The sequence below is a fragment of the Desulfovibrio simplex genome, assembly GCF_055387835.1.
This window is the reverse complement of the sequence record NZ_AP042377.1, coordinates 566828-582826: the sequence shown is the minus strand read 5'-3', so window position 1 is coordinate 582826 and position 15999 is coordinate 566828. Positions and strand designations below refer to the sequence as shown.

At 57.0% G+C, this 15999-nt stretch carries 11 protein-coding genes; 5 read left to right on the top strand and 6 right to left on the bottom strand.

What is annotated here, in order from left to right; translation table 11 throughout:
- Window positions 1-310: 310 nt before the first annotated feature.
- A complete protein-coding gene (locus tag ACZ5DH_RS02350) occupies window positions 311-2329 on the bottom strand; it encodes a methyl-accepting chemotaxis protein (RefSeq protein ID WP_464256491.1) in 2019 nt (672 codons plus the stop codon).
- Window positions 2330-3276: 947 nt separating this feature from the next.
- Between ACZ5DH_RS02350 and ACZ5DH_RS02345 the strand changes: the two genes are divergently transcribed.
- Window positions 3277-3864, top strand: coding sequence for a superoxide dismutase (locus ACZ5DH_RS02345; RefSeq protein WP_464255553.1), 588 nt, complete (start codon window positions 3277-3279; stop codon window positions 3862-3864).
- A gap of 495 nt (window positions 3865-4359) precedes the next feature.
- The gene (locus ACZ5DH_RS02340) at window positions 4360-4830 is read left to right on the top strand and encodes a hypothetical protein (protein ID WP_464255552.1); all 471 of its coding nucleotides are present in this window, start codon (window positions 4360-4362) and stop codon (window positions 4828-4830) included.
- Window positions 4831-4983: 153 nt separating this feature from the next.
- Here ACZ5DH_RS02340 and ACZ5DH_RS02335 read toward each other — a convergent pair whose 3' ends face one another.
- Window positions 4984-5178 carry a twin-arginine translocase TatA/TatE family subunit gene (locus ACZ5DH_RS02335; RefSeq protein ID WP_291302907.1) on the bottom strand — a complete coding sequence of 65 codons (195 nt, stop codon included), beginning with the start codon at window positions 5176-5178 and terminating at the stop codon, window positions 4984-4986.
- A 265-nt stretch (window positions 5179-5443) separates the two neighbouring features.
- On the opposite strand from ACZ5DH_RS02335, the gene ACZ5DH_RS02330 reads away from it, so the two are divergent.
- The gene (locus ACZ5DH_RS02330) at window positions 5444-7225 is read left to right on the top strand and encodes a DEAD/DEAH box helicase (protein ID WP_464255551.1); all 1782 of its coding nucleotides are present in this window, start codon (window positions 5444-5446) and stop codon (window positions 7223-7225) included.
- A 1136-nt stretch (window positions 7226-8361) separates the two neighbouring features.
- On the opposite strand, the gene ACZ5DH_RS02325 is transcribed toward ACZ5DH_RS02330, so the two are convergent.
- Window positions 8362-8784, bottom strand: coding sequence for a hypothetical protein (locus ACZ5DH_RS02325; RefSeq protein WP_464255550.1), 423 nt, complete (start codon window positions 8782-8784; stop codon window positions 8362-8364).
- Window positions 8785-9123: 339 nt separating this feature from the next.
- Here ACZ5DH_RS02325 and ACZ5DH_RS02320 point away from each other — a divergent pair, with 339 nt between their 5' ends.
- On the top strand, window positions 9124-11217 hold the full coding sequence (locus tag ACZ5DH_RS02320; protein WP_464255549.1) for a methyl-accepting chemotaxis protein: 2094 nt from the start codon (window positions 9124-9126) through the stop codon (window positions 11215-11217).
- Between the two features lie 434 nt (window positions 11218-11651).
- Window positions 11652-12527: a ModD protein gene (gene modD / locus ACZ5DH_RS02315; protein ID WP_464255548.1), complete on the top strand. Its 876-nt coding sequence runs from the start codon at window positions 11652-11654 to the stop codon at window positions 12525-12527.
- 474 nt (window positions 12528-13001) lie between these two features.
- Here modD and ACZ5DH_RS02310 read toward each other — a convergent pair whose 3' ends face one another.
- From ACZ5DH_RS02310 to ACZ5DH_RS02300, 3 genes are read right to left on the bottom strand one after another with little or no spacing between them, the layout of a single operon-like run.
- On the bottom strand, window positions 13002-13496 hold the full coding sequence (locus tag ACZ5DH_RS02310) for a hypothetical protein (protein WP_464255547.1): 495 nt from the start codon (window positions 13494-13496) through the stop codon (window positions 13002-13004).
- Window positions 13486-14991 (bottom strand): vWA domain-containing protein, encoded by a 1506-nt coding sequence (locus ACZ5DH_RS02305; protein WP_464255546.1) that lies wholly within the window; start codon window positions 14989-14991, stop codon window positions 13486-13488. The genes ACZ5DH_RS02310 and ACZ5DH_RS02305 overlap by 11 nt, the downstream gene beginning before the upstream one ends.
- Before the next feature lie 3 nt (window positions 14992-14994).
- Entirely contained in the window at window positions 14995-15987 is a 993-nt protein-coding gene (locus tag ACZ5DH_RS02300; RefSeq protein ID WP_464255545.1) for a MoxR family ATPase, read from the bottom strand.
- Between the last annotated feature and the right edge of the window lie 12 nt (window positions 15988-15999).

Below are 15999 nucleotides of genomic sequence, written 5' to 3'. Positions count from 1 at the left end.
GGCCTTTTCCGGGCCCGCCGGATCCAGAACCGCCAGGGACCGAAGATAGGCCAAAATCAAAAACGTTTACCAGCAAGGCGTGGCTTCAGCCCTTGGCCGACAAGCCCGCGATCCGCGCAAAGCCCATCAGCCATGCCTCTGGCAACACGGCACCGCGCGGCGGCGAAAAACAGCAATCCTGGGGCCTTCAGCCAGTCCCGGAGATGCGGTGATCACTGGCGGCTGCAGTGCGGCCAGCCAGACTCAAGCTGCCAAATCTTCCTGTGCGTCCACACGACGCAGTGCAGGTTATTCCCCATACTTTACAGCATTATACAGAACTTGACTTTTTCATTTCTTCCATCAGGCGATTGAGCACATCGGCCTGGGTGGAAACCTCCTGCACGGCCTTGGCAGATTCGTGCATGATGTTGACCACCTCGCCGGAGATGCCGTTGATATTCGTCAGCGAGCGGTTAATTTCCTCGGACGTGGCCGACTGTTCCTCGGCGGCCGTTGCAATGGCGTGCACCTGATCAGCCGTGACGTCGGCCATGCTGACGATTTCCTGCAAGGCTGTGCCTGACAGGTTGACCAGGCGGGTCGCCTCTTCAACAGAGACGACAGCCTCGTCCACCTGACTGGTGCTTTCTCTGGCCGAGGCCTGGATAGCCGCGATTGTCCGGCCCACTTCCGTGGTGGAGGCCATGGTTTTTTCGGCCAGCTTGCGCACCTCGTCGGCCACAACGGCAAAACCCCGTCCGGCGTCACCAGCGCGGGCCGCTTCAATGGCGGCGTTCAGGGCGAGCAGATTGGTCTGGTCCGCGATGTCGGAAATGACGCCCATAATCTGGGTAATGCCCTTGGCGTCATCATCCAGTTGCGCCATGTTCTGCCGCAGTTTGAGCGATTGCCGGCGCACGGTTTCCATGCCGCTAATGGCCTCATGAACAACGGAGGCGCCACTGCCCGCCTTTTCACGGGTGGCGCCGGAAGCGTCGGAGGCCTGTCCCGCGTTTCTGGCCACTTCCAGTACAGTGGCGTTCATTTCTTCCATGGCGGTTGCGGTTTCCGTAATATGCGAGGCCTGCTGGCCCGCTCCGCGTTCGGCCCGGAGCACGTGTCCCTCAAGCGTCCGCGTTGTTTCACCCATGGCTTTCACCACGCCCTCAAGCTGGGCCGCCGCCGCCAGCATGCCTTCGGCCTTGGCCCGCTCGGCCCTGAGTTTGGCCTCCTCGGCCTGCTCCATGGCCACATGGGCTTTTTGCGATTCTTCACGGGCGATCTGGCTGGCCTGCTCGGACTGGCGCAGCATCTTTTCCAGATTGGCGATCATTATATTGAGGGCCGTGCACAAGGCCCCCAGTTCGTGTCGCATGCCCGTGAGCTGCGGAACGTCCAGCCTGCCGGAGGCAACCTCGTTGGCATAGTTGATGAGGGTCCTGATGGGCCCATTGATAGAACGTATGACCAGAACAACCATAATCAGGATCAGCAGCACCGCTCCGCCCATGACAATGTACAGGCGGGTGAGCGTGGCGGAGGCCCGCGCATAGGTCTGGTTCATGTTCTTTTCCAGGGCGGCGAATTCTATATCGCGTACGCCGGCCATGACATCAATGATCGACGTCATGTTCTTGAAGAACACCTCGCCGGAAACGCCAAAATTGCCTTCTCCGTAATGGGCCAGCACGGCATAAAAGGCCTTGTCGGTGTCCTGCCAGGGTTGGGAGTTTTGCATGGCGTCCAGAATTTTCCGCCCTTCGGGCACCAGAACCATTGTCTTGGAAAAAATATTGGCATCCATCTGGGCCTTGAGCGCCACCAGCCGCTGGAAGGCTTCCAGCGTTATGCCCTTGTCTGCGGTGAGTACGCCAGAAAGAGCGGCACGCAACCGGCCAGCGCTTTCTTTGGCGCTTTCCAGAAGTTCCACCGAGGTGAATATTTTGTCGATGCCGAGAAAATTGCGCAGATTGGCAACGGTTTTCTCATGTTCCAGCAGACGGGCGATGAGTCCGGTATAGGCCGCCAGCAGGTCCGCAGGATTGCCGCCCTGCTCCACTTTCTGGCGTACGGCCGCCACCTCTTTGAGCGTGGCGTTGAAATTTTGCACCTGCTCGGGACTCAAGGGGGCGGCACTGATGACTGCGGGCAACCTGCCCAGGATGGCGTCCACTTCCTTGCGCTGCCTGTCCATGTCGCTTCTGCTCGCGCCAGCTTTAAAGGCGCTGGTCAGACCGCGCTCTTTCTGCAATTCGTGGATGAGACGCGAAATTGGAATATACAGGTCAATGTTGTTCCTGATTTCAACAATGGCGGTCCTTTCATTACTCCAGATGCGAGCGTACATGACGCTTAAAACCAGAAAGGCCAACAAAGGAACACAACTGATGCACAAAAGCTTATGCGAAATTTTCATATCTGCACCCTGAAGAAAGTATTGCTTTTCAAATCGGTCGATTCTTTTAAAGGATTAGGCCATAAGTTTACAGCACGAGTTTTTCGCGTGGTAATCCTGGCGCAAAAAACTAGACAATATATAAATACACGCAATGTGCTTTATTTATTAAAACTGTTTTTTCTACAAAGAGTGTATCATACTGTACCATATCATGAAACAGTATTTAAATACAATAAAAAATATGATATTTTACCATAGCATAATTTGTATTTCAGTTGCGCTGATCACACCGTCTCCACAGAATCCTGCTCGCAGTCACGTTGAACGGCGCATGTTTCTTCATCAACGCCCCCGCAAATACTGCATAAAAACATACGGGCCGCAAAATTATTTTTGGCGCCATTCAGGGGGCCGCCCTGCTTTTCAGCAGGAAAGGGCAATTGCTTTTGCGACATGATGGACAAAAATGCAGCGTTCGTCCCAGAACCCATAAAACAAACACTGCATCCCATATTCTTCCTCGAAGCATGCGGGGCAGACGCCCCTCTACCCCCTGAAACTCTTGATGGCTCTTCATATGGCATCGTAAGACATATGCCGGCTCAGAAGACAGGGCTGTTTTATTGACCTTTACTACCCACAGGGTATCCATTTGTGACAGAAGACCCTGCTTGAGTTACTGCGAGGGGCACGACCGTGCCTCCCGCGATGCCAATAGTGACAGCACTCCAATAACTTGACGATTTTCATAATTTTTTTCAGCAAATTATTGCTCCTGTGGCAAACAATGTTGAACTATCTATTATCAACTGCTATGCTTGGCATGAACACTTTTTTGGGGAGGAGGCATCGGTCTGTCTGTTTTTCAACATGAAAACACCCATACGGAGTGAACTATGGAAAGAATTCTGCCCGAACTTCCCTATGCCATGAACGCCCTTGAGCCCGCCATCTCACAGGAAACACTGGAATATCACTATGGCAAACACCACAGGGCCTATGTAACGAATCTGAATAATCTTCAGGAAGGCACCGACTATAAGGACATGCCGCTGGAAGAGATTATCAAAAAAGCCCCAGATTCGCCCATTTACAACAATGCCGCGCAAGTGTGGAATCACACGTTTTTCTGGAGCTGTATGAAGCCCAATGGCGGCGGAAAGCCCGAAGGCGCCCTGGCTGATGCCATTGCCGCACAATGGGGAAGCTTCGAAAAATTCAAGGAAGAGTTTTCGGTCAAAGCTGCCGGCAATTTTGGCTCGGGCTGGACCTATCTTGTTAAAAAAGCCAGCGGCGCGCTTGAAATCCAGAACCTGGGGGCCGCGGGCAACCCGCTGCGCACCGGCGACACCCCTGTTATGACCATTGATGTGTGGGAGCATGCTTATTATATTGACTATCGGAACGCCCGCCCCAAGTTTATTGAAGCTTTCTTGGAAAAACTGGTTAACTGGCAATTTGCAGCCAAAAACTTTAAAGGCTGACCCTCTTGAGACTATCTGAAAAACGGGGGCACGCTTGCGCATGCCCCCGTTTTTGGTTGGACGCAACGCATCAGCTTTCGCATACGGCATGCCCACCCGAAGACGGCAAAAAGATACACGGCGTCTGCCCCGCGCAAACCCACCCAATACTACGCCCCGGAACATTTCCCTGCCGACAGTGCCGCAGATACAGTGCCGCGGACGCGGATAGCAGGCCATCATGAATTACAGCCCTGACAAATAATTTTGCAGTCGAGCAAGGGCTTCAGACCAGATTACCGGTGAAATACTTCATATTTCAATTTTTATTGCCGAAAAGCATGATCTTCGGCAGAGTTCACCCTACGTCGCGGTGCGCTGCATTCCTGTGCAGCATTGGAGCCTATAACCTTTTTCAAAGGTAAAATGCCCTACTCCGCACCTGGCATCCCACAACATACCAAATAAAACCCACAGTTGCGTAAAAGCACCTGTACGACCCAGGAGAATTCTTATATGAAAAACATTCTCGGCCTTGTTCTCACCGCTGCCCTTACCCTCTGCGCCACCCTGGCCCTGGCCAACGAGGTGAAAACTCCCCATTTTTCCATCACGCTCCCCGATGACTGGACGCAGCCCAGTGAAATCATCAGCCAGCCGGGTTCCAGCGTGGCCTTGTTCCAGAACACCACAGACGGCACCGCCGTGACCATTACGGTGGTCGACGCCCCCATGAGCGCCAAGGATGTGGCCGAACAGACCATCAAAGGCATGAAGAGCGGCGGCATCGCCGCCAGCGCCCCCAGGGAGGAAAACGGCTTCTACGTGTCGACCTTTGACCAGGACGGGGCCAAGGGCGTCTCGTACTTCGGCTCCAACGGCAAGACCTTTGCCGTGACCTCCATCGTCGGTCCTGACCTGAGCGCAGGACAAACCCTGCTCAAGAATCTCAAGGTCACTGACGCAAAGCTTATCCCCGCGTTTTAGAGCAATTTAACTTTGAAAAAGTGTAAATGCTCACGTAAAACCCCGGTGTTGGCCGGGGTTTTACGTGAGCATACAGCATTGGGTACGCAAAAGCCCCGGGCCTTGGCCCGGGGCATGCATAAAACCGGTTAAACACCGTTCTGATCCGGCCCGTCAGGCCGATTTATTGTGATCGTTTCCGTTATTGCGAGCGGTTATGTCAATTTCGTCCGGCTCTGTGGTCGCCTTCTTGAAATTTTTGATAGCCCTGCCAAGCCCGCCGCCAATTTCTGGCAATTTTTTTGAACCAAACAATAACATTACCACTACCAGCACGACCAGCAAATGCTGTATACTCAATGCGCCCATAAAGACCGTCCTTCCTGTTAAAGGCCGTAAGTCGGCTGCCGGAGCAGACCCCTATATTCAGCCATTTTCAAGATTATACTCTCTCACGGAACAAATGCAAACAGCCAGAAAGCGTTGATTATGGCCTACTTCAGATTTTTTTATGCGCACCGGGGCAGAAAAACGTATATTCGCCCGTATGATACTCATTGTGTATTGCCCCGGATGAGGCTATATTTTTTTCCCACGAAATTTTCTTCCGTTAAAATCTTATCTCAGGAACAGCATGACCGCATCGTTTGAAGATCTGGGTTTATCCCGCGAATTATTGAAAGCCGTTGAAGATCTGGGCTTTGAAGAGCCCTCCCCCATACAGATACTGGCCATTCCCTCCCTGCTTGCAGGCCGGGACGCGCTTGGTCAGGCACAGACAGGCACCGGTAAAACGGCGGCCTTTGGCCTGCCCATTCTCGAAAAACTGACGTCCGGCAAAAACGTGCAGGCTCTGGTGCTTTGCCCCACGCGCGAACTGGCCATCCAGGTGTCGGAAGAATTGAACAAGCTCGCCGCCCGCAAGCGCGGCGTCGCCATTCTGCCCATTTATGGCGGCCAGCCCATTGAACGGCAACTTCGCGCCCTGGCCAAGGGCGTGCAGGTCGTGGTGGGCACGCCGGGCCGCGTTATGGACCACATGAAGCGCGGCACCCTGAATCTGGAATCCATCCGCGTGGCCGTGCTGGACGAAGCCGACGAAATGCTGGACATGGGCTTTCGTGAAGATATTGAGGCCATCCTTGAGCAGACCCCGGCCGACTGCCAGCGCGTGCTGTTTTCGGCCACGGTGCCCGCCCCCATCCGCGAGCTGTGCAAGCGCTTTTTGCGTGACCCTGAAATGCTCACCGTCGCGCAGAAAATGCTTACGGTTCCCGCCATTGAGCAGGTCTATTACGAGGTGCGGCCTCACCAGAAAATGGACGCGCTCTGCCGCCTGCTTGACTCGCAGGGCTTTCGCAAGGCCCTTGTCTTCTGTTCCACCAAGCGCAGCGTTGACGAGGTCACCCTGCATCTGCAGCAGCGTGGCTATCAGGCAGACGGCCTGCACGGCAACCTTGCCCAGTCGCAGCGTGACCGGGTGATGCAGCGCTTCCGCACTGACGGCCTGGACGTGCTTGTGGCTACGGACGTGGCGGCGCGCGGCCTTGACGTGGACGATGTGGATGCCGTGGTCAACTACGACATCCCCCACGATGTGGAAAAATACGTACACCGCATCGGCCGCACAGGCCGTGCTGGCCGTGTGGGCAGCGCCTTCACCTTTGTGACCATGCGCGAACACTACAAGATGCGCGACATCATACGCTGCACCAAGGCCCGCATCACCGAGGGCCGCCTGCCGAGCCTGCGCGATGTGGACAGCATCCGTACCTCCCGGCTGCTGGATGAAGTGCGGCAGACTGTTGAAAGCGGCACGCTTGAACGCTGGCTGGTGCTGGTGGAAGAATTTTTGTCCTCGCAGTTTCCCGATGGCGAAGTCACCAACCGCGACATCTCCGCGGCTCTGCTCAAACTTCTGATGCAAAGGGATTTTGGCGATCAGGACAAGTCCCTTGAGCAGGACCCCCTGGCCATGATCCCCCGGCGTTCGTCAAACGAGCCGTCCGGCAGGCGTGATGGGGACAGACCCGACACAAGATCGCAACGGCGCGAAAATGACGGCCCCATGACAAAGATCCACATCAATGTCGGTCATATGCACAAGGCCAGCCCCCGCGAACTGGTTGGCGCCATCACTGGCGAAACAGGCATTTCAAGCCGCAACATTGGCGCCATCAGCATTCAGAAAGGCTTCAGCCTTGTGGAAATCGCCTCGGATCTGGCGGAAGATGTGATGACCGTACTCAACAAGGGCGTGTTCATCGCTGGAACGCGCGTGACGGCAAAAATGGACAGCGGCAGGCCGGGAACGCCCCGCCCCCGCAAACCCGGCGCTGCCGGTTCACGCCGCCAGCCGCCAGCCCGGTACGCCAAAAAGCCGCGCGGCTTTCTGGGCGACCGCGACGAGCAATAGCGCAACCGCCCCACTGACGCGTATAAAAGCCGCCCTTTCACCGCAGTGTGAACGGGCGGCTTGCCATTCACAGCGCCACGTTCCACAAGGCATCCCTTCCCGCACGGCCCTTTCCAGTATTTGGTTTTTCTTCCTCCGGGGCGGGCCTGACCGTACCGCACGTTTGAACGTGCCCAGGGGCTGTCGCGTGTGCCGGCCGCCCAAAAGCCACACGCGGCTTCAGGCCCCTCCCGCATGCCCTAGAGTAGATTAACTTTGAAATGCTTCACATTTCAAAGTGTTCATTCAGCCGAAAAATGCGCTTTGCGGTAGCCGTTAGCGGGTCTTTACCGCTTACGGCTAATCAATGCTGTCTTTGCGGCAGCCGTTGCTTTAGCCGTTGTGACGCAGGCTTCAGCCGTTGCGATGCATGAAGCTACGGATAAAGCCTTCGTCGCAACGGCTAAAGCTCGGCTGAATCCACGCCACGTTGTGGCGCGCTGCACTTTCGTGCAGTGTTAGAGCATTTACACTTTTTCAAAGTTAAAATGCCCTAATCGCTGTGCATTCACATTGAAAATACTTACACTCAGTGAGGTAATCTGTTATCGTGCCCCCAAGCCGCCTCATCGCGGGCAGGTGACGGCCCGCGCGCTGATCATATTCACGGCATGCAGCCATCCGCCAAGCGGGACACATGCCGGACCGGGCAACGAAAAATATCAGCATCACGTTTCATAAACTGAAAAAAACAAGTAAGATACCATACTCACTACACTCTGGCAGAAGCATAATTTTTTTCCCGCGCTTGCCATAATAAAAAACTTCAGGCAATCAAAGTATATGGACTGACGAATAGTTGTTTGCATATTTATGAGATATGTGGAGCCTGCCATTTGTCGCCTGCGTTCTAGAGTAGATTAACTTTGAAATGCTTCACATTTCAAAGTGTTCAGCCGTTAGCGGGTCTTTACCGCTTACGGATAGCGACAGCCATCAGTAGGCTGTCCGCTCAATTAACCAATGCTGTCTTTGCGGCAGCCGTTGCTTTAGCCGTTGTGACGCAGGAAGCTACGGATAAAGACGGCAATGAGTTACGCAAAAATCTTACTCAAAGAGTCGCTGTCGTTATCCGTAAGCCGCTGACGCTGCAACGGCTAACGCGCCCGCAGTGCTTGCCTGAACCGTTGACGGAACCGTCTTACGGGGCAGGACAGCATCGCTACGGATGGCGACAGCGATTGTAAGGGACAAGCCGTGTCGTTACGCATGCTGTCTTCAAGTGTAGTTTCGCGGCAGCCGTTGCCCGCAGGGCTTACGGATGGCGACAGCGATTGTAAGGGACAAACCGTGTCGTTACGCATGCTGTCTTCAAGCGTAGTTTCGCGGCAGCCGTTGCCCGCAGGGCTTACGGATGGCGACAGCGATTGTAAGGGACAAACCGTGTCGTTACGCATGCTGTCTTCAAGCGTAGTTTCGCGGCAGCCGTTGCCCGCAGGGCTTACGGATGGCGACAGCGATTGTAAGGGACAAACCGTGTCGTTACGCATGCTGTCTTCAAGCGTAGTTTCCTGCGTCACAACGCTTTAAGCCTGCGTCACAACGCTTTAAGCCTGCGTTACAACGCTTGAAGCATCCGTAGCTTCGCGGCAGTCGTTGGCGAGTCTGCGAGCCTTACGAATGGCGACAGCGATTGTATGGAGTGAACTGTGTAGCTACTCAGGCTGTCTTTATCCGTAGCTTCCTGCGTCGCAACGGCTGAAGCCTTCGTCGCAAAGGCTAAAGCTCGGCTGAATCCACGCCACGTTGTGGCGCGCTGCACTTTCGTGCAGCGTTAGAGCATTTACACTTTTTCAAAGTTAAAATGCTCTACTGCCCGCAGCAGGATGTTATTGACGCTTATTATAAGGAGAGGACTCATGAGACGCAGTTTGATGGCCAAAATGATCCTTTTCATCCTTGTTCCGGCGATTCTTGGTCTGGTGCTGCTTGCTGGCATGAGCTACAAAATGTCAGAAAAAATACTGCGTACGCAGATTGAAACTGACATGACAATGGTGTTGCAGACACAGGCGTCAGGCATACACGCCGTTATTATGGGATTGAGAGACTCCCTTGCCATAGTATCGCAGAACAACAGAATTACGCAGTACATAAATCTCTACAATACTGGCGCACCCGATGCCCTTTCCTCGCCGCAGGCCGCAGCGGTGGATACCGCCTTGAGCGAATTCACCGGCGTCAGCGGTAATATCGTCTACAGTGCGCTTATAGCTCCGGACGGGAAGGTGATCGCCCACCATGTCAGCGGGCAGAACGGCCCCAGCAAGTCCGTCGGAACGGATTTTTCCAAGCGCCCCTATTTTCCCGAAGCATTGAAGGGCAACACCAGCATCTCGGATGTGGTCAGCCTTACCACAGGACAAGCCACAACGGTTATTGCCCTTCCGGTCAAGCGCGAAGGCAAGATCGTGGGCGTTGTTACCGTGGGCATTGACGACGCCAATCTTGCGAACGAAACGACCAACCTCGTCAAGGTGGGAGAAAAGGGTTTTGCCTTTATCTATGACATGAACGGCAAAATGATCATGCACCCTGACCCCAAGGTGCGCACCCGCGAAGACGGCACACTGGCGCATGTGCGGGAGATGATCGGCGCAAAACACGGCCGTGTCACCTACACCGATGCCAATGGCGAGGCCAAAATCATCTATTTTCAGCAGTTGCCTGAAGAAAAGTGGATTATCGGCCTTGAACTCGACCGCAGCGAAGCTCTGGCGCCGGTGCAGCAGTTGTTCACCAATGCCCTGCTGCTGGCAGGGGGCTGTGTGTTGATTGTCGGGCTCATGATCATTACTTCAGCGCGCGGCATAGCGCTCATGGCACGCGGCTTTTCCCGCATGGCGGAGGCTGTGGCAGGAGGACGGCTGGAGACGAATACTGAAGAAAACCTCCTTCTTACGCGTTCTCAAAGCCGCAAGGACGAATTCAGTGTTCTTGGCCAGGGCATGGAGCACATGGTTGGCAACATAAAAAGCCTGCTTGAAGAAAGCGAACAAAAAACGCTTGCCGCCGAACAGGCCGCCGCCACGGCGCAGCAAGCCACCGCACAGGCCGAAGAGGCGGCGCAACGCGCCGAGCGTGCCAGGCGCGAGGGAATGCTTGCCGCTGCCGAACATCTGGAAGGGGTGGTTTCCATCATTTTCTCCGCATCCAGTCAGCTTTCTGCCCAGATCGAGCAGTCCGATCACACTGCGGTGGGGTCCGCCCAGCGTCTGGGCGAAGCCGCCACAGCCATGAATGAAATGAACGCCACAGTACAGGAGGTTGCCCGTAACGCCTCCTCCGCCGCGTCCGTTTCTGCCGAAACCAGGGCCAATGCCGAGGCCGGGGCAAAAATCGTACAAAGCGCCCTGCAAAGCATAGATCAGGTACACAAGGTTTCGCTTGAGCTTAAGGCAGACATGGCAAAGCTCAACGAACACGCGCAGGCCATCAACCGCATCATGAATGTCATTTCAGACATAGCCGACCAGACCAACCTGCTGGCGCTTAACGCCGCCATCGAAGCGGCCCGTGCCGGTGACGCCGGACGGGGCTTTGCCGTGGTGGCCGATGAAGTGCGCAAACTGGCCGAAAAAACCATGACCTCAACCAACGACGTGGGCGGCGCCATTGCCGCCATCCAGCAAAGCGTTTCCCAGAGCGTTTCCGCCATGGACAAGGCCCTGCACGAGGTGGAGACGGCCACCCTCTTTGCCAACCAGTCCGGTGACGCCTTGCGGCAGATTGTCACCAATGTTGAAGCCACGGCGGATCAGGTGGGCGCGATCGCTACGGCCAGTGAAGAACAGTCCGCGGCCAGCGAAGAAATCAACCAGTCCATAACGCAGGTGAACGACATGTCCAACCAGACGGCCCAGGCCATGAGTGAAGCCGCGCAGGCTGTGGCCGAACTGGCGCGGCAGGCGCAGGCCCTCAACCAGCTTATCGCGGAGATGAAACAGGGGTAAGGCCTGCCCCCGGCACAGGGCAAGACCTGGGCCCCGCCCAGGCCAACCCTGAGCCCCGCATGGACCGGCCCTGAGTCCGCGCAGGGTGCGGCGGCAGCCGGAATCGCAGAGAGCATATCTGAACACCACCGCGTCAGACGCAGGGTGCAGCCCACTGGCAAAACGCGAACTTTTGCGGCATGGTGGTCATGACCAGTGGCAAGAATTCGCGTACCGAGCGGGGCTTATTGCTCCTGTAAAGCAGCCTGCCTTTACGAATACATATTCGCCAAGGTTATTGCACGTGACAGCGCGAGTGCGCGGCGCATGACAGTGCTGATGCACCGCGCGCCTACACGGCACGGCCAGATCACGCAACCGCCGAGTATTTCCACAAAAAAATCGCGTTACCCCCTCGCTACGGCCCGACGATCTCACAACAAAAGGCAGACCTCATGCATATTCCCAAATCTTCTTCGTGGTTTGACGGCCTGCTGGCCGATGATTGCCCCGGCCCGGACCTGACAGTCGAAATGCTGGGCATCGGGGCGCATGCCGGAGCCATGTTTTTCAGCCCCCGCCAGAAAGGCGTTGTCAGCGGCGTGGAAGAAGCCGAACAGATGCTGCTGCGCTGCGGCCTTTCTGTGACACGACTGATCAACAACGGCGACGTCGCCGAGGCGGATCAGGTGTTTCTTGAGGCCAGGGGAAGCGCCGCGGGCCTGCACCGGGGCTGGAAGGCAAGCCAGGCGCTTATGGAATACATGTCGGGCATTGCGCGGCGTTGCGCCTTTATGGTGGAGCGCGCCGCCGCCGTGCGTCCTGGCGTACGGGTGGCCGTAACGCGCAAAAGTTTTCCCGCCGCCAAAGCCCTGTGCCTTGAGGCGGCAATGAACGGCGGAGCCGTTATCCACCGCCAGAATCTTTCAGACTCCATTTTGGTTTTTTCACAGCATCTGCAGTTTTTCGCCAATGACGGGCGGCAAGCGCCGATGGAGTTTTTTGCCCGCCGCGTGCAGGACCTGCGCGCCAGCATGCCCGAAAAAAAACTCTCCGCCGAAGTGGACAGCCTTGAGGACGCCCTGCTTATTGCCTCCGCCGGAATAGACATCGTTCAGTGCGAAAAATTCTCCTGCGCGGATCTGGCCGCCACGGTGGGCGCTTTACGTGGCACACGGCCGGATATTCTCATTCTGGCCGCCGGAGGCATTACGGGTGAAAACGCTGCGGAGTATGCGGCCACGGGCGTGGACGTTCTGGTGACAACCTGGCCCTATTTCGGCAGACCAGCGGATATCGGGGTAGTTATGGAAGCTGACGGCGGCATGTAGCCGCTGCGCCACAAAAAGCCCGCGTAAAGAAATGTCTCTTGCGCGGGCTTATTTTTTTCCGCATGCGTGGCGGGGCTGAACATGGTCTGGCACGGATGGCTGAACTCCGTCATGTTGCGCCGCACTTTCGTGCAGCGTTGGTGCATCGAGAATATCCACTCCCAATGCTTCCAAGACGCCCACTTCGGCGCGTAACAGCGTAAATAAATAGCGGTGCTGTCTTCGCGGCAGCCGTTGCCCGAAGGGCTTGCCTGAAGCTGCGCTTACGCCTCCGCGGCGGGCGTCTGCTCCCGCATCCGCCAGAGCAAGTTCAAAGTGAACGTGCTCCAGACAGTGTAGTCACGAGATGAATTTTCAGTCATATCAAGGAGAACGAGCTTTTTGTGCAGGGAGTGTACTCTGATGGTACTCGACCGGAATAAAAGGCGAAGTTCGACGCAGAGATGCCTGAAAAGACGCTCGTGACCACGCTGTCTAGGAAGCGGCGCTTTCCCTGTGCGCGGCAGCCCTTGCCGCGATACGCAAAAACTTTTCGCCCAGTACACCGGGCGCGATCTTTGCCTTGGCCCCGGACGAGGTGCGCACGCTGCCCGCAAGCTCCATTGGCTCGCTGTTGTATGCGCCCCGCAACGCTTCCTCCATGGCCTGCCGCAAAAGCTCGAAAGAAGCTTCCACTTCGGGGTAGCTGTTGTCCTCGCGCCAGGGGAGCAGCAGGGTGCGCGTCCAGGCATGCCCCTTGTGCGAAGGGGCTTCCAGCACGTGAAAGTTTTTGGGGCTGTAGTCGGCGGCGCGTTCCAGCAGTCCGGGATAGCAATAGTCCTGCCTGTCTTCCTCGGGTTTGGGAATGCGCGAAACAATGCTCACCACGGGCAGAGCCAGAGCCTTCTCGTGATCTTCAAGGTGAACGCAGTAACTGAGAACAGGCCGCAGGTTTCCGCGTTTTTTGGTTATTTTCCATTCAATCTGCATGGTTTGCTCGCAAAGGCACAGACGTGCCCGGTTGTTGATCCGATAACCTCGGCGTACGGCCCGTCAGCGTCACAAGCTCGCCAAAAGGCGGCGCGTCGGGCCGGGGTTCACTGCACACCCACAGCACGGGGTAGTCCGGTTCATCAGGAAAACGGCTGCACTCAAGGTCCGTGAACCACACAAGGCAGGTGGGGCGCAATTGCCGCTCCTCAATATGCGCGCAGATGGGGCGGTAGTCCGTGCCGCCACCGCCAACGGGCGTCAGGTTTGAGGGCATGCTCATACGGTCAAAGGTCATTTCGCCCTGAATCTTTGTATCGTGGAACAGCACGGTGAGCGTGGTGTCAAAGGCGTCCAGCACAGAAAACAGCTCGGAGCAGAACAGCGACAGGGCAGCTTCATCCACGGAGCCGGAACAGTCCACAGCCAGAACCACATGGGGCAGGCGCGCCTCGCGCCGAGCTGGCAGATATATATGCTGATACAGGTAGCGCCTGTTGGGGGTGGACCACGCATAGTCATTGTCCGCGCACTGCTCAAGAAAACGCCGCAAGAGCTCGCGCCAGTCCAGTTCCGGGCGGCGCTCCTTTTTAAGCAGCCGCGTGAACCCCGCGGGCAGGCTGCCCATATGTCTGGCCCTCTGCACCGCTTGCGAAAGGGCCACGTCGGCTTCCTGCTCCATCAGTTTCAGGGCGTGATCGTTCTCCAGCCCCTGCAGGTCGGGATGGTCGCGCACCTCGCCGGTAAAGGAGGTTGTGCCCTCCCCTTTTACCGGGGCTCCCTTTTTATTGTTTTTTGCCGCCTTTGTTCCGGCCTGAGCCTGATCTTCACCATCCTGCCCGGGATTTTCTTTTTTGCCGCCCTGAGACCGCGCGGCGCTTTTGCCGCCCAGCTCCCTGCCGCCTTCAAAATTCATGGCACCCGCGCCCGCTTCATCCTGACCGTCCGCACGGGCGGAATCACTGTCTGCCTCGCCTTTGGAGGTGCTTTCCTGAAGGGCCGCCAGAGCCTCGTAAATATCATCCGCCGACATGCCCGCGTAGGTTGGGTCGTGCGCAAAACCCTCGGGCAGGTCAAAGCCCGCTTCAAGCAAAATGTGGTTTATGGCCAGATCGCAGGCGCGGTTCCACAGTTTTTCTTCGCGGCCCTTGCGGCGCAGATGATGCCCGAAGGCCAGATGCATCACTTCATGTGCCTGGGCCGCCACAAGTTTGGCCTCTGGCAAGGTGGCCGCGTATGCGGGATTGAAGCCCAGGCTCTTGCCGTCCGTCCACATGTCGGCGCAGGTCGTGTCTTGCTTGAAGCGCAGGCGCAGAGCCAGGGAGCCGAAAAAAGGATGGTCCAGCACAAGGGCCGTTCTGGCTTTTTTCATGGCCAGGGCGGCCTTGCGGGAGAGCGCTTCCGGCCCAGTGGCAGCGGGAGCGGGCTCGTCCGGCCCGGCGGCGACAGGGGCAGGGGCGGAAACAGGGCTTACGGCACTGACGTTTTCCTTCATGGCCTACATCAGCACTTCGGCATTTTTTTCGGCCCAGCGTGAAAAGGCCTCGGTGTGCACGAGATGCGTGTCCTGACACACGGCGTCGCGCATGAGCAGCACGCCGAACTCCGAGGGCAGTCGTTCGGCATAGGCCGTCAGCGCTTCGATGGTTTCCGTGCTGGCCCTGAGACTCAAGGCCTCGCACATGGCGTAGAGGGCGGCGGGCTCCAGCGGAACCATGGCCGAAGCAGGAGCGGCCAGCACCTCATCCACTGTGGGCAGTTCGCGCCATACAGAAAGAAAACCCATAAACTCCGCAGCACCAGCCAAACCCACCGTGCCCTGGAACAGTTCGTACTCCACATCAGTATCGGGGCGGGCGTCCAGGATGCGCGACACAAACTCCCATGAGCGTGGCGAGGCAAAGGCTTTTTCCGCTTTCAGAGGGTCAAAGTCGTGCAATAAACGGGGCCGAAAGCGCAAAAACGCGCAAACCTCCGCGCGAATGCCCGCCCCCTGCGCCCAGGAGAGCCAGTCGTCCAGATTGGCGTCGCACTCCAGGTGCACCAGACGGTTGGCCAGTGCCGAGGGCATGCGGTACGACACGGCCTTGTCCTTTTCCCTGTTGCCCGCCGCCACGATGGACCAGCCGTCGGGCAGGCGGTACTCCCCAATGGCGCGGTCAAGGATGAGCTGGTAGCAGGCGGCCTGCACCAGAGGAGGCGCGGCGTTGAGTTCATCCAGAAAAATAATGCCCTCCTGCGGGTCCGAAGGCGTGGGCAGAAAGGCGGGCGGGCACCACACCGAAAGCCCCTGATCGGTAATGCGCGGCAGCCCGCGCAGATCGACAGGATCAAGCAATACGGCGCGAATGTCGCGCAGGGCCAGCCCCCTGGCTTGGGCCACCTGGGCGACTATCTGGCTTTTGCCGACCCCCGGCGCGCCCCATATGAAGACCGGCTGCCGGATGGAAAGGAGGGAGTTCAGGGCTGAGACTATTTGCGAAGGCGTCATGATAATCCTGTG